The organism is uncultured Hymenobacter sp., from assembly GCF_964242765.1.
In the GTDB taxonomy this organism is placed as follows: domain Bacteria; phylum Bacteroidota; class Bacteroidia; order Cytophagales; family Hymenobacteraceae; genus Hymenobacter.
This window is the reverse complement of sequence record NZ_CAXTBM010000016.1, coordinates 32,915-53,613: the sequence shown is the minus strand read 5'-3', so window position 1 is coordinate 53,613 and position 20,699 is coordinate 32,915. Positions and strand designations below refer to the sequence as shown.

At 54.2% G+C, this 20,699-nt stretch carries 12 protein-coding genes; 7 read left to right on the top strand and 5 right to left on the bottom strand.

The genetic code is table 11. The features are described 5' to 3' along the window. Positions 1-107 precede the first annotated feature (107 nt). Positions 108-1,508, bottom strand: coding sequence for an alpha/beta hydrolase family protein (locus ACFE7X_RS09025; RefSeq protein ID WP_375435347.1), 1,401 nt, complete (start codon positions 1,506-1,508; stop codon positions 108-110). Positions 1,509-1,996: 488 nt separating this feature from the next. Here ACFE7X_RS09025 and ACFE7X_RS09020 point away from each other — a divergent pair, with 488 nt between their 5' ends. Together ACFE7X_RS09020 and uvrA are read left to right on the top strand one after the other, a co-directional pair. Beyond that, positions 1,997-2,488, top strand: coding sequence for a GDSL-type esterase/lipase family protein (locus tag ACFE7X_RS09020; protein WP_375435346.1), 492 nt, complete (start codon positions 1,997-1,999; stop codon positions 2,486-2,488). A gap of 146 nt (positions 2,489-2,634) precedes the next feature. Then, positions 2,635-5,472 (top strand): excinuclease ABC subunit UvrA, encoded by a 2,838-nt coding sequence (gene uvrA, locus ACFE7X_RS09015; RefSeq protein WP_375435345.1) that lies wholly within the window; start codon positions 2,635-2,637, stop codon positions 5,470-5,472. A gap of 77 nt (positions 5,473-5,549) precedes the next feature. On the opposite strand, the gene ACFE7X_RS09010 is transcribed toward uvrA, so the two are convergent. Then, positions 5,550-6,695 carry a PepSY-associated TM helix domain-containing protein gene (locus ACFE7X_RS09010; protein WP_375435344.1) on the bottom strand — a complete coding sequence of 382 codons (1,146 nt, stop codon included), beginning with the start codon at positions 6,693-6,695 and terminating at the stop codon, positions 5,550-5,552. A gap of 86 nt (positions 6,696-6,781) precedes the next feature. Continuing rightward, complete coding sequence (locus ACFE7X_RS09005; protein WP_375435343.1) at positions 6,782-9,163, bottom strand: TonB-dependent receptor domain-containing protein; 2,382 nt, start codon at positions 9,161-9,163, stop codon at positions 6,782-6,784. 293 nt (positions 9,164-9,456) lie between these two features. Here ACFE7X_RS09005 and ACFE7X_RS09000 point away from each other — a divergent pair, with 293 nt between their 5' ends. The 3 genes from ACFE7X_RS09000 (at position 9,457) to ACFE7X_RS08990 (ending at position 11,609) form a co-directional block, all read left to right on the top strand. Further along, positions 9,457-10,260, top strand: coding sequence for a hypothetical protein (locus tag ACFE7X_RS09000; RefSeq protein WP_375435342.1), 804 nt, complete (start codon positions 9,457-9,459; stop codon positions 10,258-10,260). A gap of 82 nt (positions 10,261-10,342) precedes the next feature. Further along, positions 10,343-11,110, top strand: coding sequence for a triose-phosphate isomerase (gene tpiA / locus ACFE7X_RS08995; protein ID WP_375435341.1), 768 nt, complete (start codon positions 10,343-10,345; stop codon positions 11,108-11,110). 115 nt (positions 11,111-11,225) lie between these two features. Further along, the gene (locus tag ACFE7X_RS08990) at positions 11,226-11,609 is read left to right on the top strand and encodes a DUF6150 family protein (RefSeq protein ID WP_375435340.1); all 384 of its coding nucleotides are present in this window, start codon (positions 11,226-11,228) and stop codon (positions 11,607-11,609) included. Positions 11,610-11,773: 164 nt separating this feature from the next. Here ACFE7X_RS08990 and ACFE7X_RS08985 read toward each other — a convergent pair whose 3' ends face one another. Next, entirely contained in the window at positions 11,774-13,420 is a 1,647-nt protein-coding gene (locus ACFE7X_RS08985; RefSeq protein ID WP_375435339.1) for a S8 family serine peptidase, read from the bottom strand. Between the two features lie 233 nt (positions 13,421-13,653). On the opposite strand from ACFE7X_RS08985, the gene prmA reads away from it, so the two are divergent. Further along, the gene (gene prmA, locus ACFE7X_RS08980; RefSeq protein ID WP_375435338.1) at positions 13,654-14,484 is read left to right on the top strand and encodes a 50S ribosomal protein L11 methyltransferase; all 831 of its coding nucleotides are present in this window, start codon (positions 13,654-13,656) and stop codon (positions 14,482-14,484) included. An 83-nt stretch (positions 14,485-14,567) separates the two neighbouring features. On the opposite strand, the gene ACFE7X_RS08975 is transcribed toward prmA, so the two are convergent. Further along, positions 14,568-14,909: a hypothetical protein gene (locus tag ACFE7X_RS08975; protein WP_375435337.1), complete on the bottom strand. Its 342-nt coding sequence runs from the start codon at positions 14,907-14,909 to the stop codon at positions 14,568-14,570. A 313-nt stretch (positions 14,910-15,222) separates the two neighbouring features. On the opposite strand from ACFE7X_RS08975, the gene ACFE7X_RS08970 reads away from it, so the two are divergent. Further along, positions 15,223-20,628 (top strand): hypothetical protein, encoded by a 5,406-nt coding sequence (locus ACFE7X_RS08970; protein ID WP_375435336.1) that lies wholly within the window; start codon positions 15,223-15,225, stop codon positions 20,626-20,628. The last annotated feature ends 71 nt before the right edge of the window (positions 20,629-20,699 follow it).

Below are 20,699 nucleotides of genomic sequence, written 5' to 3'. Positions count from 1 at the left end.
CATAAGAGCCCCTTTACGCCTACCACAAGGAGGAAGACCCAACTGCCTTGGGGCTTGTGCAGCGAGGCAGTTGGGTCTTCCTCCTTGGTTTAAACTATAGGAAAAGCCTAGCGGCTGGCTTGCGGCTTGGCTGCCCGTACTTCGCGGCTCACCTTGCTGGCTTTGGTCGGAGAAGTTCGTTTTACCGTCACAGGTACTGCACCTGGCTGCGTAGTGCGGGCTGCTATCCATTCGCGCATTACCTCCAGGGCCTTAGGCGAAAAAGTAGGCTGCTGCTCGCCATTTACCAACGCCCATTCTTCCTGCATGGGTTGTAGCCAATGGTTGACACCCGTTATTTTCTGGGTTTTAACGTCTCGACTGTTGCTCAAGCCACGGCGCAACATGGCTAAATTACCGCTAGCCTCAACCTGCAAATCGTTGGTGCCATTAAGAGCTAGTACGGGACACTTTACGCCGGGTAGTTTGCGAGCAGGCTCGAAGTCAATAAAATAGCGGGACCAGGGCGAGGTGAGCTGAATGGCCCGGGCCCGAGCCATATGCGGGTCGAGGTCGGTGTTGCTATTGCGTAGCGTTGCTGCCACCTTGCCGCGGGCCTGAGCATCATTCGGTGTTTGCCGAATGATATCAATCATGTCTACGTGCAGGGCCAGTGCTGCTTTCACTTGCGCAGGATTGGCGCCAATAAGCCGCATAATTTCCAATTGCTGCTGAACCAGCACATGGCGCCCCGGTAGGCCATAGCCCGCCAATGAAACTACAAAAGCAGGTTTGGCTGCATTAGCATCAGCGGCAGCTAGCAATGCTACATTGGCTCCTTCGCCGTGCCCAATAAAACCGACTTGTTCTGGATTAATAAGATTCTGACTCCGTAGAAAGCCCATTGCTGCCTGAGCATCACCTACCATGTCAATGGTGGTGGCGTTGAAATAGCTGCCCTGCGACCTGCCTACACCTCGGTCATCGAAGCGCAGTACCGCGATGCCGCGGCGGGTTAGGTAATCGGCCAAAATGCTGAACATGCGATACTCTTGTTCACCGGCGTCGCGGTTCTGTGGGCCCGAGTCGGAGATGAGAACGACGGCCGGAAAAGGACCTGCTCCGGCGGGTATGGTTAACGTGCCTGCGAGGCGAAGCTTGGCCGCTGCATTAGTGAAATTGACATCATCTTCGCGGTAAGGTGGCGTCAGACGAACTTTGCCAGAGGCCGCAGTGGCGGAGCCAGCCCGTTGCATTTCCAACGCCCCTGAAAGACCAGGTTGCTTCCAGATGCCAGTCAACAAGGTCCCGTCGTTCAAAACTTTACCCTTGAAACTGCTACCCGCTTGCTCGATTTGCAGACTGAGGTCATTGCCTTTCAAGACCACCTCTACGGGCATGCGGTAGATGCGCTGCTGGGGTACGTCGAGGGCGGCATAATAGGTCCCGTTGGTGAGGGGTACAATAGTGACAATAAGCTCGAGCGTACCTCCAGGTACTTTCAATGGACCGCGCCATTGTCCGTTCAAAACTATTGGGTTGGCTGCTAGAGCCGGCAGAGTTAGTAGGATAAGCCAAAAAAGGAAGAAGGCGTGTAAACTTTTCTTCATAAAGTTTTATAAAACAATGCTTGAATCGTTAGTTAGAGGAATATGGAAGCGAAAATTACCAAATTACCTGCACTATGTGGGTAGTTATTTTTACTGAATAATTCAATTGTATTAAATAAGTACAGCAAGAAGCTGAAAGAACATTTACTGGCTTAATAAAAACTTAAAGGATACCTTGGCAAGCGTCGTGCCATGTTATGATTCGTATGCTAAACTTAAGCTTTCAACGGTGCAGCTTCATTGGCTTGCTGCTGATATTGTCGGTGCTTAGGAGCTTCGGCCAAGCAGCTATTCCGCCAATCAATCCTGAACAATGGAAAGCAGAATTGCAGGCTTTCAAACAACAGGATAGTGTTCAGAAGCCACCAGTAGCACCTTTGCTGTTCTATGGCAGTTCTTCCATTCGTATGTGGAAAACACTTGCCTTTGATTTCAAAGGCCAACCTGTTTTGAACCGGGGGTTTGGAGGTTCGCGCTTCCCCGACGCCAATCATTTCTTCGATAAGCTGGTGGTGCGCTACCAGCCGCGCCAGGTGATCCTGTACGAAGGCGATAATGATATTGCGGCCGGTGCAACTCCGGCGCAGGTATACGATTCGTTTCTACAGTTTGAAAAGCTGATGCGGAAAAAATTGCCTGAAACCGCGCTGATTTTTTTGGCCATCAAGCCAAGTTTGGCTCGTTGGAGCTTATATCCCAAGATGCAGGAAGCCAATTCTCTGATCAAGCAATATATTGAAGCGCACCCTCAGCAGCTGCGTTTCGCGGACGTAGGTACGCCTATGCTCGGACCCAACGGCCAGCCGCGCCCCGAGCTATACCTGGAGGATGGCTTGCACATGACTCCGGCAGGCTACGAAATCTGGACGCGGGTAGTGAGGCCGTACTTGGTGAAATAAAACGAGGGCTAAGCTAGGCTGCAACGGCGGCTAGAGGGGCGTTTGGCAAGAATGTGCGCCAACCTCCCGTCTGTCCCGCGTACCTTCGTTGTAGCAAACCGCACCCACTGGAAACCAAACCCCCGGTTGTGGCTGTTACCCCGTCTATGGCCGAAAATTCCGCTTTGCAAATGGCTGCCCCGGCGGCCGACCCGATTGACCAACTCGATGCGCGCGAGTTCATCCTAATAAAGAATGCTCGGGTTCATAACCTAAAAAACCTCAGCGTGGCACTGCCGCGCAATAAGTTCATTGTCGTGACGGGCCTGTCGGGCTCAGGCAAGTCGTCGTTGGCGTTCGACACGCTGTATGCCGAAGGACAGCGGATGTACGTGGAAAGCCTAAGCAGCTACGCCCGTCAGTTTCTGGGCCGCATGGACAAGCCGGATGTTGACTATATCCGGGGTATCTCGCCGGCTATTGCCATCGAACAGAAGGTGAGCATCAAGAACAACCGCTCGACCGTCGGCACCAGCACCGAAATATACGACTATCTGAAACTGCTGTTTGCGCGCGTAGGCCGTACCTATTCGCCGGTTAGTGGCGAGCAGGTGCGCAAAGACAACGTAGCCGACGTAGTGGATTATCTCATGCAGTTGCCCGCCGACACGCGGGTGATGCTGCTGGCCCCGCTGCTGCGCGCCGACGACAACCGGCCAATGAGCAAAGAGCTGGATTTGCTGTTGCAAAAGGGTTATTCTAGGGTAGTGGCCAACGGCACGACTGCCTTCATAGAAGAACTGATTGCCGAAGGCCAGCCTGAGATAGAAGGTGACGTATTCATCATGATAGACCGGGCGGTAATTCATCCGGGCGACGAAGACTTGATGTTCCGCCTTTCCGATTCGGTGCAAACGGCCTTCTTCGAGGGCCACGGTACATGCATCGTGAAGCTGGACGACGAAACCCGCACCTTCTCTGACCGGTTCGAACTGGACGGCGTGGTGTTCGAAGAGCCGAGCGTTAACTTCTTCTCCTTCAACAATCCTTACGGCGCTTGCCAAACCTGCGAAGGGTTCGGTTCGGTGCTCGGCATTGATGAGGACCTTGTAATTCCCGACAAGAGCCTGACCGTGTATGAAGGCGCTATTGCCCCTTGGCGCACCGATAAGCAAAGCGAGTGGCTGAAGCCGCTGCTGAAAAACGGTATTCGCTTCGACTTCCCGATTCACCGGCCCTACAACGAGCTAAGTGAAGCCGAGCGGACCCTGCTCTGGAAAGGCAATAAGTACTTCGACGGCCTCGACGCCTATTTTAAATGGGTGGCTACGCAGACGCACAAAATCCAGTACCGGGTACTGCAAAGCCGCTACCGGGGCCGTACTACTTGCCCCGACTGCCGTGGTACCCGCCTGCGCAAAGACGCGCAATACGTTAAGATTTCCGACCAGAGCATCACCGATTTGGTTTTGCTGCCGGTGAGCCGAGCACTGGAATTTTTCCAGAACATGAACCTGGACGAGCACGACGCCAAAGTGGCCGAGCGGCTGGTAACGGAAATCACCAACCGCCTGGAGTACTTGAACCGCGTAGGCCTCGGCTACCTTACCTTGAACCGGTTGAGCAGCACGCTGTCGGGTGGGGAAAGCCAACGGATTTCGTTGGCTACTTCGCTGGGTTCGGCGCTGGTGGGCTCGATGTATATTCTCGATGAGCCGAGCATTGGTTTGCACCCCAAGGATGCCGAGCAACTGATTGGGGTGTTGCGTTCTTTGCAGCAACTCGGCAACACCGTAATTGTGGTAGAGCACGAAGAGAAGATGATGGAAGTCGCCGACCAGATTCTTGATATTGGCCCCGAGGCCGGTAGCGGCGGCGGTAATTTGATGTTCCAAGGCACCTACGATGAGCTACTAAAGGACACTGATACCTACACGGGTCAGTACTTGAGCGGCCGCTTGGAGGTGCCCGTGCCTAAGGTGCGCCGCACTTGGCGCAATGTGCTGGAGCTAACTGGAGCGCGAGAAAACAACCTAAAGAATGTATCAGTGAAGTTTCCGCTGAACGTGATGACGGTGGTGACGGGCGTATCGGGCTCGGGCAAGTCCACGCTGATTCGGCGGATACTGGCTCCGGCGTTGCTCAAGCAACTCGGTGGCGGTGCTGGCGAGTCGACGGGTAAGTTCGACCGGCTGACTGGCGTGAACGGGCAAGTGACGCACGTGGAATTTGTGGACCAGAACCCGATTGGTAAGAGTAGCCGCTCCAACCCCGTGACCTATGTGAAGGCTTACGACACGATCCGGGCGCTGTTTGCCGACCAGCCACTAGCCAAAGCACGCGGCTTCAAACCTTCTCACTTCAGCTTCAATATTGACGGTGGCCGGTGCGAGGTATGTCAGGGCGAAGGCCAGGTGAAGATTGAAATGCAGTTCATGGCTGATATCTTCCTGACCTGCGAAAGCTGCGGCGGCCGTAAGTTCAAGCAAGACATCCTGGACGTAAAATACCAGGACAAGGGCATTGACGAGGTGCTGGACATGACCATTGCCGACAGCATTACCTTCTTCAAGGGCCAGCCGAAGCTAGTGGAGCGCCTCAAGCCGCTCGACGATGTGGGCCTGGGTTACATCCGGTTGGGTCAGTCGGCTAGCACGCTGAGCGGTGGAGAAGCGCAGCGCGTAAAGCTGGCTTCCTTCTTGACTAAAGGCGCCACGCTACAGCACGACAAGATTCTGTTCATCTTCGATGAGCCAAGTACCGGCCTACACTTTCATGACATCAGCAAGCTGATGATGGCCATGAATGCGCTGGTGGAGCAAGGCAACTCGGTGCTCATCATCGAGCACAATATGGACATCATTAAGTGCGCCGACTGGGTAATCGACCTCGGCCCCGAAGGCGGTATCAACGGCGGCCACTTGCTGTTCGAAGGTACTCCGGAAGAAATGGCGAAGCTCAAAGACTCCAACCACACCGCGCGGTTCCTGGCTGAGAAGCTATAAGCACGCATTGTAGTAGAAAGCAAATGGCCTGACCACGTAAGACTAGTCAGGCCATTTGCTTTACTAGACAATAGGCTTTAGGCAATAGCTACCTGTACTGCGGACCGTTTCGGGCGTTTCGTTTTGTTGCGCCGGCCCCACCAGATAATGGTGCCGGTAATGGGCAAGCTGGCTGATATCAGACTGCCTAGGAAGGCCACTATCTTGCCGGCGAAACCCAGAATCTGGCCGGTGTGCATGTCATAGTTCATGTCGGAAAACTTGGTGCCGGCACTTTTGGTGGCATGAAAACGGGACTCTAGTAGCTGGCCCGAAATGGGGTGGAAAGCATACTCGTCGCGGTTGTAGTAATGGAGCGCCTTCTGGTAGGTCCAGCAAAACGCGGGAATTTTGCCCGTGCCAGTAGGCCCAATGAGTACCATCTCGTTCTTGGGCGAAAGGCGGCGTACGTTACGATACACTACGTCGGATAGTGGCTGGTTGGCCGCCGTAACGGTTTGCAAGGTGTCAAGCTTGGTTGTCATTAGTTCCTGAGGAGCCGGTTTGCCACCATCAACCGCAAACCGAATCGACTCCAGCATCCAGGGGTAAATCATGAACAGGCCGGAGAGAGCCAGCACCAGCCCGATGCTGGCCGCGTAGAAGCCGAGCACGTTGTGCAAATCGTAGTTGACGCGGCGCCAGCGGGCTCCCCACTTGATAGTGAAGCGCTGCTTACGCTCCTGCCTGCGTTTCGGCCACCACAGAACCAAGCCCGTCAGCAGCATCACCACGAAAATGGATATGCTGATGCCCACTACCCATTTGGCTACCGCTTCCGGTAGCAGCAGGTGCATGTGTATCTCCTGGATGATGGTAAAGAAATGCGTCCGTAGGTTTTGCTCCTTCAATACCTGGCCCGTGTACGGGTTCAGGTACACCTGAATGGGCAGGCCGGCGTTGTCAATGAAAAACACAGTAGCCGAACGGTCGGGGGCGAAATAAGTAACCCAGGAAGTTTCGGCGCCCACACCGGGATGGTTCGCCAATGCCGCAGCTTGCAAGCGGGAGGGCAGCACTGGTGCCGTTTTCTGCACTTCCACCTTGCGCCACGGCTCCGTTAGGTCCCGGATGTCATCCTGAAAGGTGAAGATGGCTCCCGTGATGCTCACAATAAACACCACGAGCCCAGACGCTAGTCCGAGCCAGAGGTGCACTTTGCCGACAACTTTCTTGAAAGTCATAATAGAGAAACGCGGAAGGTGAAGAAACCGTGCAAGCGCTGGGAGCGGCGTAACGCAGGGCTAGCTACTCCCGACGCTTAGGTGGCTTAGAACTTGTAACTCACGCTACCAATAATGCTGCGCAGCTTTTGTGGGCTCATGGTAGTGTAGCCGATCCAGTAATGCTCGTTGGTGAAGTTGTCTACTTTGGCCGACACCCGGAACTTAGGCTGGTCGTAGTAGATGCTGGCGTTGAGCACCGTATAGGAAGGCAGGGTAAAGACGCTGGCTGTGGTGTTCACGATTTTGTTGTCGCTGGCGTAGTTGCCGCCGGCACCCAAGCCCAAGCCGCGCAATGCACCTTCCGATAACCGATAACTCAGCCACAGGTTGGCCAAGTAAGGCGACGAAGCCGTGCCAAGCCGCCGACCATTTACGTCTTCGGTAGTGCGAGTAAGTTTGGAGTCGTTGTAGCTAAAGCCAGCTACCAAGTTAAAACCTTGCACTGGGTTGGCAATCAGACTCAACTCTATTCCCTTGCTGAGCTGGGTGCCGTTCTGCGTTTGAGCATTTGGAAGTCTGAAGGGTGTTGTCGCCGAAGAGTCCACAGGAGTAGCCCGCAAAATATCTCTCACGCGAATGTCATAGTAGCTCAGGGTAGCACTAATCCGGCCATCGGCAGCATCCAGCTTTATACCACCTTCCAACTGATTTGCTCTTTCGGGCGTCGCATTTCGCGGCTGGCCTAGCACGTCAATGTAAGAGCCGCGGTTGATGAAGCTGTTTTGGTAGTTGGCAAACAGCGATACTTGGTCTAGTACCGGCTGAAACACCACCCCAAACTTCGGCGAAAGAGTGGTTTGCGAGTAAGCCTTAACGGGCGTGTACAGAATGCCCCCTTTGTTGTCGTAATGGTCGAAGCGCAGGGCGGCCAGTACGCTCAGCTTTTCGGTTAGGTTGAGCACGTCGGAGATGAAGGCGCTGTAGGTGTCCGACTTAGTGGTGACGGGATAAGTAGACTTGGTGGCTTGACTGTTGTAGAACGCCGTTAGGGAATCGCCGTTGAACTGGCTGGCGTAGTTGTAGCCCGGCACGTTCAGCGGCACAACGTCGCCGGCACCGCCGAAGAACTGGATGTCGGAATCAACACGCAGGAAATCCAAGCCTAGTACTACGCGGTTGCGTAGGTTGCCCACTTTAAAATCTCCGTTGAAAAGCTGTTGCGCCTCGAAAACCTGGTTGCTGCTATTATTGGTCGATTGGTCGGCGCGAACCAGATTGTGCGTGCCGGGGCCGGCCGTGGAGTCGAGCGCTACATCGGGCAGGAAGTAGAAGTACGGACCGAAGCCGTTGGAGTAGCTGTGGCTGGAGGTCAGGTTGATGGAGGACGTGAAGCCCGGCGCAATCTGGTAGTTCACCTGTCCGAAGAAGTTCGCACTGCGCGACTTTTGCGTCAGCCCGTTGCCCATGTAGGAGTTGCGGTAGTCAATCGGCGCCTCATCGGCCCGGTCGAAGCCCAACTGTGCTGCGGGGTAGTAGAAGAAAATCAATTGCTTGCCCACGTTGCGGCTTTGGTACAGCTCGGCATCAAGGTTAATAGTCAGGCGGTCAGAGGGGCGAAACGTCAGGCTCGGGGCTACCGCCAAGTTCTTACCGAAGCCTTCATTCTGGAAATTGTCTTCGTAGTTGTAGGCCGTGTTCAGGCGGAAAGCCAGCGCCTTGGGCTTGTTGTTGGCAGCCGTAGGATCTACCAAGTTCACGTCGGCGCTGATGCGGTGGAAACCGTAGCTGCCGCCTGCCACGCTTATCTCGCCTCCGAACGAGTCGGTAGGGCGCTTCGTCACGCGGTTGAGCAAGCCGCCGTACGACGTAAGTGAGCTGCCGTAGAGCGTAGCCGATGGGCCTTTGATTACTTCCAGTCTTTCCAGGTTCACGGCGTCGATGTCGCTGGTTACGTTGCCGGCAATGCCGTTGCGCAACTGACTCGATACCACGAAGCCGCGGCTGTTGTAGAAACTGCCGCCGTCGCCGGCCCGGCCCGTAGCTTCCCACATGCGCTGCACACCCGGCGCGTTGCGGATGGCATCATCCACCGTGAAAACCAGCTGTTCCTTCAGCAACTCCTTGCCAACCGTAGCATAGACTTGCGGATTCTCCAAGTTCTTCAGTGGCATCTTCGACACGTATTCCGACTCCTTGCGCGCAAACTTGTTGATGGCATCTCCCTCAACTACCACCTCGTTTAGCTGCTCTGTGTTTTCAGTAAGCTGAAAATCTTGGGTGCTTGTTTGACCAGCTGCCACCTGCACTGGCCGCTCCTGGGTGGTGAATCCTACGAGACGCACACCCAAGGTATAGGTGCCCGACTGTAGCCCAGTTATGCGGTAGTTGCCATTGTTGTCGGTGTTGGCACCTTTGCTTGTGCCTTTCAGGCCAACGGAAACTCCTACAATAGGTAGGCCTTCAACTGTGGTGATATGGCCTCGCACAACCCCTCTTTGTGCGTAGGCTGATAAAGGAAGGGTAGAGAGTAACGAGACGAGCAAGCAAGTGAGCAGTTGGCTTGCCGAACGTGGACTAGACGATTTCATGCGGTGTTGCGATAGGTTGACAAGCGCAAAACTCGCTAGTAATTTTTATTATTTAGACCTTTTATAAATAATAATTAGACAAATTTTAAATAAGGGCTAGAAGAATGCCCTCTTGTAACTTTGATAGATGCGCTTGGATTATACACAACTGGCCTCACTGGGCGTATTACTAGCCACTAACATTCCAGCTTATGTCTTCCAATTTTACTTCCGCCTATACTATCAATGATTCCGCTTCGAGCCGTATTTGGCGGTGGTTGGCAGCTCTTGCCATACTCGGTAATATTGGCCTCAACTACTACTCCAATGCCTTCCCCTTCAATGGCCAGAGCATGGGTACGGTTTCAGGCAAGTACCCCACTTTGCTAACTCCGGCGGGCTATGCCTTCTCTATTTGGGGCCTGATTTTTCTGACTCTAGCGGTATATGCCGTTTGGCAGCTGTTGCCAACTCAGCGTACCAACTTGCTGCCCGATGCCGTAGCGCAACCTCTTGCAGTGGCCAACATTGCTACAGCATTATGGGTGGTCTTATTTGCTTATGAACGAATGCTGCCGGGCTGGTTGGTGATGCTTGTTATCCTGGGCGCCCTCATTATGGCCTATGGCCGGGCACGGCGACTGGTACTGGCTGATGTTGCTCCCCGTTGGGTTAGTGTGCCTTTTGCTTTGTATCTGGGCTGGATTTCGGTGGCCGCTACTATCGACAGTATTATCGGACTGCGGCAGCTAGGCTGGCAGCCCGACCTAAACCTGGCCATGCTACTGGGACTGGTGCTCTTGGCGGTAGTGGTGGGCCTCGGGCTGCTAATAAGCCGCGAATTCAAAGAAGTGGCTTTTCCGCTGGTGGTGGCCTGGGCCCTGATAGCCATATGGGTGGCGCAACGCCACATATACCCCGAACTAAGCTGGGCCGCCTTGATAGGGGCCGGTGTTGTGGCAGTAGGGGGCTTGGTGCTGGCTTCGGGTCGGGGGCGGCGCATGGTAGAGGTTTAGCTTCGCAAGTCAGAAAAACACCGGTTAGGTTGGGCAGACCCACTAACTTGCGCCCATCTTCTTCCACCTCAATTCGCCCTCCATGCGTAAGAATATTGTTGCCGGCAACTGGAAAATGAACACCACCTATCAGGACGGCCTCGCCCTGGTATCGGAAATCACCAACATGGTGCAAGATGAAGTTACCGGCCCCAACGGGGCGGAAGTGGTTGTCTGCCCGCCATTTCCGTTTCTGGCCGCCATTGGCAAGCAGCTACCCGAAAATAGTTGCTTTCACTTGGGCGCGCAGAATTGCAGCCAGAAGGAAAGCGGCGCCTACACCGGCGAGGTATCCGCCAAAATGTTGCAGTCGGTGGGCTGCGAGTACGTGATTCTCGGGCACTCCGAGCGGCGGCAATATTTCCGCGAGGACGATGAGTTGCTGAGCCAAAAGCTGAAGGCGGCCTTGGCTGCCGGCCTGAAGCCAATTTTCTGCGTCGGTGAGTCGCTGGAAACCCGCGAAGCCGAGGACACCTTCGACTTCATCAGCAAGCAGTTGAAAGACGGTTTGTTCCATCTTTCCAATGAAGAGTTCGACCAAGTGGTTATTGCCTACGAGCCTATCTGGGCCATCGGGACGGGCAAAACGGCCACCAGTGCCCAAGCCCAGGAAGTACACGCCTTCATACGGGAGCAGATAGCCCGCGCATACGACGCGGAAGCGGCCTTGAACACCACCATTCTGTATGGCGGTTCGGCCAACGCGCAGAACGCCCGCGAGTTGTTCAGCCAGCCCGACGTAGATGGCGGTCTAATCGGCGGAGCCTCTCTCAAATCCCGAGACTTCACTGAAATCATCAAGTCCTTTTAACTCAACCGCCAAGCTCCTGCTTCTGCGCATGCTCGCGGAAGCAGGAGCTTGGCGGTTGAGTTAAACTAAATTAGGCCGGATAATTGTCGGATAGTATACTTCCTTCTTTCCTACTATGCTTGCTGAACTCCTTGTGTCTGGCCTATTGTCGCTGAATCCATTTGCAGCACTAGCGCCGCGTGTGCCTTTCGTGGCTGCGGCGCCTGCGGCTTCTTTGGAGCCGTGCCGTATCTACGGCACAATATACCTGGAGCGCGACCCGCGCCGCCGTGGTACGTGTTTTGGCGTGATATACGAAGAGCCAGAGGAGGCCTTTGCCGATGTACTGGTGTTCACAGAAGACAACAAGCTTTTTGCCGACAAAGCAGGCCTCTGGTATTTCACCGAAGCCCGCGACTTTGCCGATTACGTGCTGTTCGTGTCCGACAAGCGGGCATTGGCCGATTTCAGCGTGCATTACACCAAAGTTCGGTCTTTCGCTGGCTGTCGCAAACAGTAATCTAAAACCGCTAAGGAGCTAACAAAGGAGCCTATTCCATTATTGGAATAGGCTCCTTTGTTAGCTCCTTCAACGTCACCTGATATCACTCACACCAGCTAATTTCAACTTGTGCTCTGGCTTGACCTGCATTTTAGTTGAAATCACAAGTTCTCTAACACACCTTACTGTAATACAAGTTTGTGGCCAATCCCTACGATTCCAGCTAGCGTCAGCCAGTACGTGCCGGGTGGTAGCGTGAGGGGTACACGCATGGTGGAACTAGTTAGCAGCTGATGATGCACCAACTGGCCCATAGTATTGAAAACCTGCACCTCATGGTTCAATAAGCGAGTGTCCGTGATGTGCAGCGTACATTGATTGTGGGCAGGGTTGGGGAATACTTGTAACGCGGAAATGGCAAAGCGAGGCTTTGGGGTGCCGGCTACAACAGTGGTAAGGGCCCGGCCGGCATTCACTCGGCCGTGGCCATAGTATTGGTCCCAGTTTGGGGTGTCTTCAGTGGGGGCGCCTACCAGGTCATCGGCTGTTGCTTGCAAAGTAGCTTTCACTTGCGCTGGCATCAGTTGCGGCCTCATGGTAAGCATCAACGATACAAGCCCCGCCACGTAGGGCGTAGCTTGCGAAGTACCGCCCCAATAAGTGTTGTAGTTGGTGTTGGAAAGGTAATGCAAGCCATATATGTAATTGCCAGGCGCTACCACCGAAATATGCGGACCAAAGTTACTGCCGCTTGTCGCGCTCCAGAAAAATGGGTTGGTACGGGTATCATCGGGATTGGTAGAGCCTACTGCCACCAATCCAGTTAGGCCCGCCGGGTAGTATACAGTGCTGTTGTTGTCGTTCATCATACACGCCACTACTGTCACGCCGCGCTGGGTAGCATAGGTTACCGCTTCCTGCATGGCCTGGGAGGTGCTGACTCCCCCTAAGGACATGTTGATTACGCGGGCACCATTGTTTACCGCGTAGTAAATGCCGCTGATCCACCAGGAATAAAAGCCGGAATTTTGGGCATTCAACCCTTTGCATATCATCAGCTTACAGCCCCAGTTAACCCCAGCATAGCCGAGGGTATTGTTGCCGGAAGCACCGAGAATGCCAGCTACATTGGTGCCATGGCCTAAATCATCAGTAGGGTTGTTGTTATTGCTCACGAAATTCCAACCCCTAACATCATCTACGTACCCATTCTGATCATCGTCGATGTTATTGTCTGCTATTTCTTGGCGGTTGCGCCAAATACGGCCATTAAACTCGGGGTGGTCGAGCTTGCAGCCACTGTCGATGATGGCTACTGTTACCGACGAATCGCCACGGGTAATAGCCCAGCCCTCCTCCATTTTTATGTCGGCGCCGGCCTTTGCAGGCGAAAGGGTAAAGCTGCCCGTATTGTTCAGGCCCCATTGGCGAGTGTACAGAGCATCGTTTGGAGAAAAACCTTGCACCCCTCCACCTTGTCCACTCGCGTCCAGCTCAACGTATCGGAACAAACCAGATTTCTGGTAATCGCTGATAGCTTGTTGAATATCAGTGCCCGCGGGTAATTCGATTAAGTAAACGGCCGGCATATCAGCGGGGCGGCCTTGCGTGCTACCAGGGTTCAAGGCACTTACCTGCACGGCGTGATGGCCCTGATTCAGCTGCTTGAATATCTGACTTCTAGCAGACAAGTTGCTGCCCGGCAGCAGCTCTGAGCGCAGGCCGTCGGCCAACCCCACCAGTAGGCGCGGAGCCGGCGCAGACTGCTGAGCAGAGGTTGTCGACCAAATGAAGAACAGCGAGATGAGGATGCGTAAAGTTTTTTTCATAGAGGAATAAGTACAGGTCGGTAAATGTGCCCTTGATAGGGCCTCGGAATATACAACAAAGATAATGTATAGGTAAAATCGATTTTTTTGGGTTTTACTACAAGTTGGAAGGGTTGCACTCTGCCTAATTCGATGCTACCAGCACCGAATGAAGGCTTTTAGGCGTAGCTGTAATTTCCTGCCAACTTTGTCGTCGGGTTTGCCGGATTCTTTGCATCTCTTTTTCTTTACTTATGGATTTTGTTGAAGTGCGCGTAGTGGCCCCGCGCGAACTAGCCGATATACTGGTAGCTGAACTGGCTGAAGTAGGCTATAATACTTTCGAGGACAACGACGAAGGGTTTTGTGCCTACATCGACGAAGACCAGTTTGCGGCCGATGCCGTGGCCGAAATCATGAGCCGCTACGAGGGGCAAGGAGAGCTTGGCTACGAGCACCGCGTGATTACGCGCCAGAACTGGAATGCTGAGTGGGAGAAAAACTTCGAGCCCTTGGTTATTGCCGATAAAGTGTCGGTGCGGGCGCCCTTTCACGAGGCTCGTCCCGACCTCGCCCACGAAATCGTGATTATGCCGCGCATGTCGTTCGGCACCGGCCACCACGACACCACGGCTCTCATGATTACCAACCAACTCGACATCGACCATCAAAGCAAGCGGGTGTTGGATATGGGCTGCGGCACGGGTATTCTGGCCATTATGGCCGTGCACTTGGGCGCCAGCTACGTGCTGGCTGTGGACGTGGAACCATGGACTGCCGAAAACGCCGCCGATAATGCGCAGGAAAATAACGTGCAAGACAAGGTGGAAGCTCGCCTCGGCGACATCACAGCGTTGGAAGGGGAAGAGCCCTTCGATATCATTCTGGCCAACATCAACCGCAATGTGCTGCTAGAAGATATGGGAGCCTATGGGCAGTACTTGAAGCCTAACAGTCCTATTTTGTTCTCGGGCTTTTACGAGGAAGACCTACCGCTCATTCGCGCTGCTGCCGAGTTACACGGCCTGCGCTATGACGGCCACCGCACCCAGAATTATTGGGTGTCGGCAATATTCTACAAGTAAATGGGCAGGCATTGGATGGTAGGAGGCCACCAATACCACTCATTGAAGCTTCCTGCTATCCAACACCTGTCTTGTAAGTCTTTTTAAAGGCACAGAGCCAGCCATTCTTCGTCCGAAAGGCCATAGTCAACTGGATTCTCATGAACCAAAGACCGGTTGTCGAGTTTGGGGAGCACATTCTGGGGTGGCACCAAATAATGGCTGGCTAGGCGGTCGAGGGCGGCGCGGCCCTGGCGCACGATGACCGTACCGCATTCTGGTCGCTCCTGCACTTCGGGGTCGACGAGTAGCAACAAGTCGCGCCACTCGGCCACAGTAGCCGACGACTTTCCTAGGCGTTGGGTGATATCGTCACGTAGATTCTGTACTACGCGCAGCAGCGCGTTCGGGGCAAGGGCGGAAAGCCGGGAAGCAGCGTTATGCATAGCAGTTAGAAAAGAAGGTACACTACAGAGTACGCACACGGCGTTTGGAAAGATACCGTGAAGTGAGACGACAACCGACAAGTAGTAAAGAAATAATATAGCTGTTGCTGAGCTTTTTTCAGATGGGCCTTGTTGCCGGTCTGCCGCCGCTAATTGGCACTCAATTGCGTCGGGTTCAGCCGTTTTGTAGGACGGTAGGCGGTAGGAATAGTGCAAAACCACAAAAATGCATCCTGCTTGCAACCTGACTCCAATAGTATGACGACTATTACCGAAATTGTAGACGACTAATCAGGTCCAGACGGAATTTTCTATGAAGCAAGCTATTCTCAGATGGCTTTGCTTGGTGCTGTTAGGGGTAAGTGCCCCGGTCCTGGCCCAGCAAACTAAGCCGCAACCATCCAAAACGCAGCCAGCCACTCCGGCTGCGACGGCCGCTCCGGCGGTGCCTAAGTTTTCCGGCAAGTTATCTTCTGATCCAACTCAGTTTATACAAGACGTGCAGTTGATGATGGCCACTACCAAAACCGCCGGGGCCATCGGCTCGGGAGTGCGGTTGCAGCAGCTCTGGGCCAGCAACAAGCTAACGGCCACGCAGCAAGGCAAAATTGTGGTTTTGTCGCAGCAGATGCTGGCTTTGGGCTTCAGACCGCGCCCGCACTTCGAGCAGATGTTTATGGGCTTGATTGCCGGAGCTACAGTGCAGAACATGTCGGACCAGCAGATGGACGGACTGTTGGATGTGCTAACCAAAACGGTAGTCAACATTCCGGGGCCGGAAGCCGCCAAGTTCATTGCGGCGACCACGCAATTTCTGCAAAACAAGACTCTGTACAGCTCCCGCTACAGCAAGCTGCGCGTGAGCGGGGGCTCGTTCTCATTTGCTTACAACGAGCAGGATATGCCGAGCATGGCCCCCACGCTTGCGCCGGTAGCTGCACCTGCCCCCACGCCGGAGCCAGCACCCGCCAAACCCGGCGCCAAGCCAGCAGCCAAACCAAAAGCTGCCTCCAAGAAAAGAAGCAGCGACGGCTGGGACACCGCCGACCTCTGGAGCAACGGTGGCAGCAGTGGCTGGGGCGACGCTAACGACGGCTGGAGCACGCCCGCCAAGAAAGCACCTGCCAAAACCGCTTCCAAAGCCGGCACCGCCGCGAAGCCGGCTCCCGAGCCCGAGCCCGTCTTCACGCCCGCTCCTTACTACGATAACTATCTAGCACCCCCAACCCGGGGGCCGGTTTTAGTGCTCAAGGATGCTGATCTGACTATTGCCGCCAATGGTGATTCTGTTGCAATTCGTAAAACGAGCGGTGCCGTAGTACCCCTCACCAATCAGTTTGTGGGGTATGGCGGGCAATATGCTTGGCAAGTGAATGGTAACCCCGCCACTGCCGACCTAACCAGCTACAATTTCGATATTACCCATTCCGAATTCACGGCCGAGCCCGTTAGCTTAACGTACCCGGCCGTACTGGAGACGCCCATAAAAGGCGCCTTGTCCTATAAGAGCGTAAAGAAAAAACCGGGTACCACCGACACGGGCTACCCGCGCTTTATTTCGCTCACCAACGATGCCCGCGTCAAAAATATCGGTGACAATATTCGATACTACGGGGGCTTCTCGCTGGCCGGAAATCGGGCGCTGTCGGCTTCACTCGACGGCTCCTTGTCGCGCATCTTCGTGGACTTGGACGGCAAGCCCAAGTTCCGGGCCTCTAGCCGGGCCTATGTGCTCGGCGACTCGCTCATTACAGCCGAGCGTGCTTCGGTAACCATCTTCGAAGACAAGGTGGATTCACTTACGCACCCCGGGGTGAAACTCAAGTTTTCGAAGAAGCGCCAAGTGCTGCAATTGGCTCGGGAAAACGGCCTCTACAAGTCCACGCCGTTCTTCGACTCTTACCACCAGATGGAAATTACGTCGGAGTTGCTGACGTGGCCCATTAGTACGCCCATCATCGACTTCTCCATTCTTACCGCCAAAAATCAGGTTACGGCTAGTTTCGAGAGCAAGGAGTTTTACACCAACACCCGCTACCAGCAAATCAAAGCCATCAACAAGCTGCACCCCTTGCAGATGATAGTGGGCTACAGCCTGGAAAACAACAATGTGCGGCGCTTTACGGTGCAAGAAGTGGCCACCTTCCGCAAGCTCCAGCCGGCTAACGTCCGGTCGGCGGTGGCAGGCCTCGCCCGCGACGGCTACGTCGATTGGAATCCGCAGACGCAGCAAATAACGCTGCGCCCAAAAGCACTGCACTACGTCAATTCATCGAGAGGCAAGAAAGACTACGACCACATTGCCATTAAGAGCTTGTCGCCGGCCGGCAAAAACGCCACGCTCAACCTCGCTACCAACGATTTGCTGGTGCGGGGCGTGGAACGCTTCAACTTCTCCGACGATTCAATTACGGTGTTTGTGAAGCCCGATTCCAGCGTCATTCGCATTCAGAAAAACCGGAGTATTCTTTTCAACGGTACGGTAGTAGCCTCGGCTTTCGTATTCAAAGGCAAAGAATTCAAGTTCGACTATGATGGCTTCTTCATTGATCTGGCCAAGATTGACTCGATCATTGTGAAGGGCAAAAACTCGAAAGGCTCGGTGATGAAGGCGCGTAAGGAAACCGACTTCACCTTAACCAACAAGAAAAAAGAGTCGTCCGGTAAATTGTACATCAACCATCCCAACAATAAGTCGGGCCGTAAGAAGCTAGGGGCGTACCCCTCGTTTGATGCCAGCACCGGGGCGTACGTTTACTTCGACAAGCCGGAGGTACTTGGGGGGGCGTATGACACCACGGTGTACTTCGACATTCCGCCTTTCAAGCTTGATTCGCTCAACAACAAAAACCGCTCGGCAGTAGGCTTCAAGGGTACGTTCGTGTCAGGTGGTATTCTGCCGGAACTGAAAACCAAGCTGACGTTGCAGGAAGATGGTTCGTTGGGCTTCAACTATGATTTGCCCAAGGAAGGCGTGCCTGTGTATGGCGGCAAGGCCCGGCTCTTCAATAAAGTGAAGATGAGTAACCAGGGTATCCAAGGTATTGGCGACATAAAATATTTGACCAGTACGCTGCAAAGCGACCAGTTCGTTTTCTACCGAGATTCGGTCGTGACGGTGGGTAAGTCGGGCGTGATACAGCCGGGGCCACTCAATGGCGTGGAGTTTGCGAAAGTGAATCTGCCCCTTGGCTACCAAATGAAATGGGCGGTGAAGTCGGACTCGATGTATCTGACCAGCCAGCCTAACGGTCAGCCCATGAAGATGTACGGCGACCAGTATGGTTTCAAGGGCACAGCCACGCTCACGCCCGGTGGCCTCTATGGCGACGGCCGCATGGACGGACCGCAGTCGTTTGTTCGCTCGCCCAAGATTGTGTTCAAACCCACCAGCTATTCGGGCAATAAATCGACGCTCAGCATCAAGTCAGCGGAGGTGAACAAGCCGGCTCTGACGGCTAACAACGTAGCGTTTGCATTCGATGTGAAGGGGGCTAATGCTGTCTTCTCCCGCGAGGAAGGCGACAACAAGTCCAGCATCGACTTGCCGTACTCCGACTACAAAACCACGCTTTCAGGTGGTAAGTGGGACTTCAAGAAAAAGAACGTACAGCTGAAAGTGGCACCCGGCGCCGATTCCACCCGCTCGTATTTCTATTCGACGAAGCCCGAGCAGAACGGCTTGAAGTTCCGCGCAGCCACCGGGGAATACGACTTGGCGCGCTACCGCTTGGTGGCCGGCGGGGTACCCCACATTGCTTCCGCCGACGCTTGGATCGAGCCTGATTCCAGCAAAGTATACATTCTGGCCAATGCGCAGATGCGCGGTTTCAAGAATGCGAACATTGTGATGGATACGCTAGCCAAGTTCCATCAACTCTACAAGGGTGAGGTGCAGGTGCTGTCGCGCAACGCCTTTACCGGCAACGCGCTTCATAGCTACAAGAATGCCGCCGCCGACTCGTTCGCCATCAAGTTTGCCAACTTCCAGATTGACTCGACTGGCACCGGGCTGGTAGCCGGGAAGGCAGCTAAAGGGGGTAAGAGCCTGCTTAAAAAGCGTTCGACCGATGCGCCACTACCGCCAGCTACCTTAGCAGTCGCCAATATCCAGGCCACTGAGAAGTTTCATTTGGCTCCGCGTATTGCCTATCGTGGTGGTATCAACATGAACTCCAAGAAGCGGGGTTTCACTTTCGATGGCCAAGCCCGGTTGGAGTTCAGTAAAAAGCCGAGTTCGGCGGAGTGGTTTGCTGTGCAAGACAGCATCGACCCTAAGGGAGTGCGCATCAAACTATTGGAACCCAAAACCGAAGATGGTCTGCCCATGCTGACCGGTCTATTCATGTCGGATGAGACCAGCAAGGTGTACCCGCTGTTCGTGGCGGGTAAGCCCACGGCCACCGATATGAACTTGTTCACTACCAGCGGCTACCTCACCTTCGATCAGAAAAAAGGTCTGTTCACAATTGCCAACCACGACCTGTCCGATCCTAATATCTACGAGGGCTCGGTGCTGACTTTCAACGATTCCACGGCCACGATGAATTTCCGGGGCAAGTTCAACTTCATCAACTCCAACAAAGACTACGGCATTACGGCGTCGGGCGTCGGGACCGCCAAGCCTGACAGCAGTAAATATGCGCTCGACGCCTTTATGGCTTTCGATATCAACTTGCCCGAGAAAGCCGTGGAAGCCATGGGGACGGATATGGCTACCAATACCAAAGGCGCACCAGAAGCTCTTAACGGTTCGCAGGAAGAGCTCTACAAACTCGGCGAGTTCATAGGTAGCAAGTCGGTGCAGAGCTACGCGGAACGCCGCGGCAAGTACGAGCCCTTGCAGAAAATCTCGCCTAAATTCCTGCACACGGTTGTGCTTAACAAGGTGGATTTGCGCTGGAACGACAAGTTGAATGCCTGGTATTCGGTGGGCAAGATTGGGTTGGTGAGCGTAGGCAAGAGAGACATCAATGCCCTCATCGACGGCCACATCGAGATTCGCAAGGAAGCGGGTGCCGACTTGGTCGAGCTTTATCTGGAGGCGGAGCCGCAAACCTGGTACTACCTCAAGTACTCGGGGTCGGCCTTGCTGGCGAAGGCTCAACACGGTTCCTTCGACGAAATTATCGGCTACAAAGCCAAGGGCGACTACAACACGGCCACGCAATACGGCTTCTATCTCGGCGACGATCAGGAAGTACAGCAGTTCCTGACGCACTTCCGGAAAGACTACCTGAAAGAAGATCCGAAGAAGAAAAAAGCAATTGTTTCTTCGGCCCCGGCTGGTGGCGGTTTCGAGGAAGACATAGATGCTGGCAAGAAGAAAAAGAAGAAAGGCAACGAGCCTGCCTTCGACGCCGATGGTATGCCGGTTGAAGAAGCACCGGTCGATACCAAGAAAAAGAAAAGCAAGAAAGAGGTAGCTGCTGATGGCACTGATCCTTTTGGCGGTGTAGACGCCAATGCGGCTCCGGCGGTAGATACCAGCAAAAAGAAGAAAAAAGAAGAGCCCGTTGCTGAGCCAGCTACCGCCGATAATGCGGCTCCAACGGAGGATACTGGAAAAAAGAAAAAAGACAAAAAAGTTGATGCTGTTGAGCCAGCCGATACGCCACCTGCTGACGTGCCAGTGGACCAGGATGCCGGCAAAAAGAAAAAAGAGAAAAAGAAGAAAGGTGGCGTTGACCCCAATGACCCCTTCGGTGGCTCACGCTAAGTAGCGTCGCTCCGGTATGTCACTACAAAAAGCCCTGATCCATGATCAGGGCTTTTTGTATGCTAGTTTTT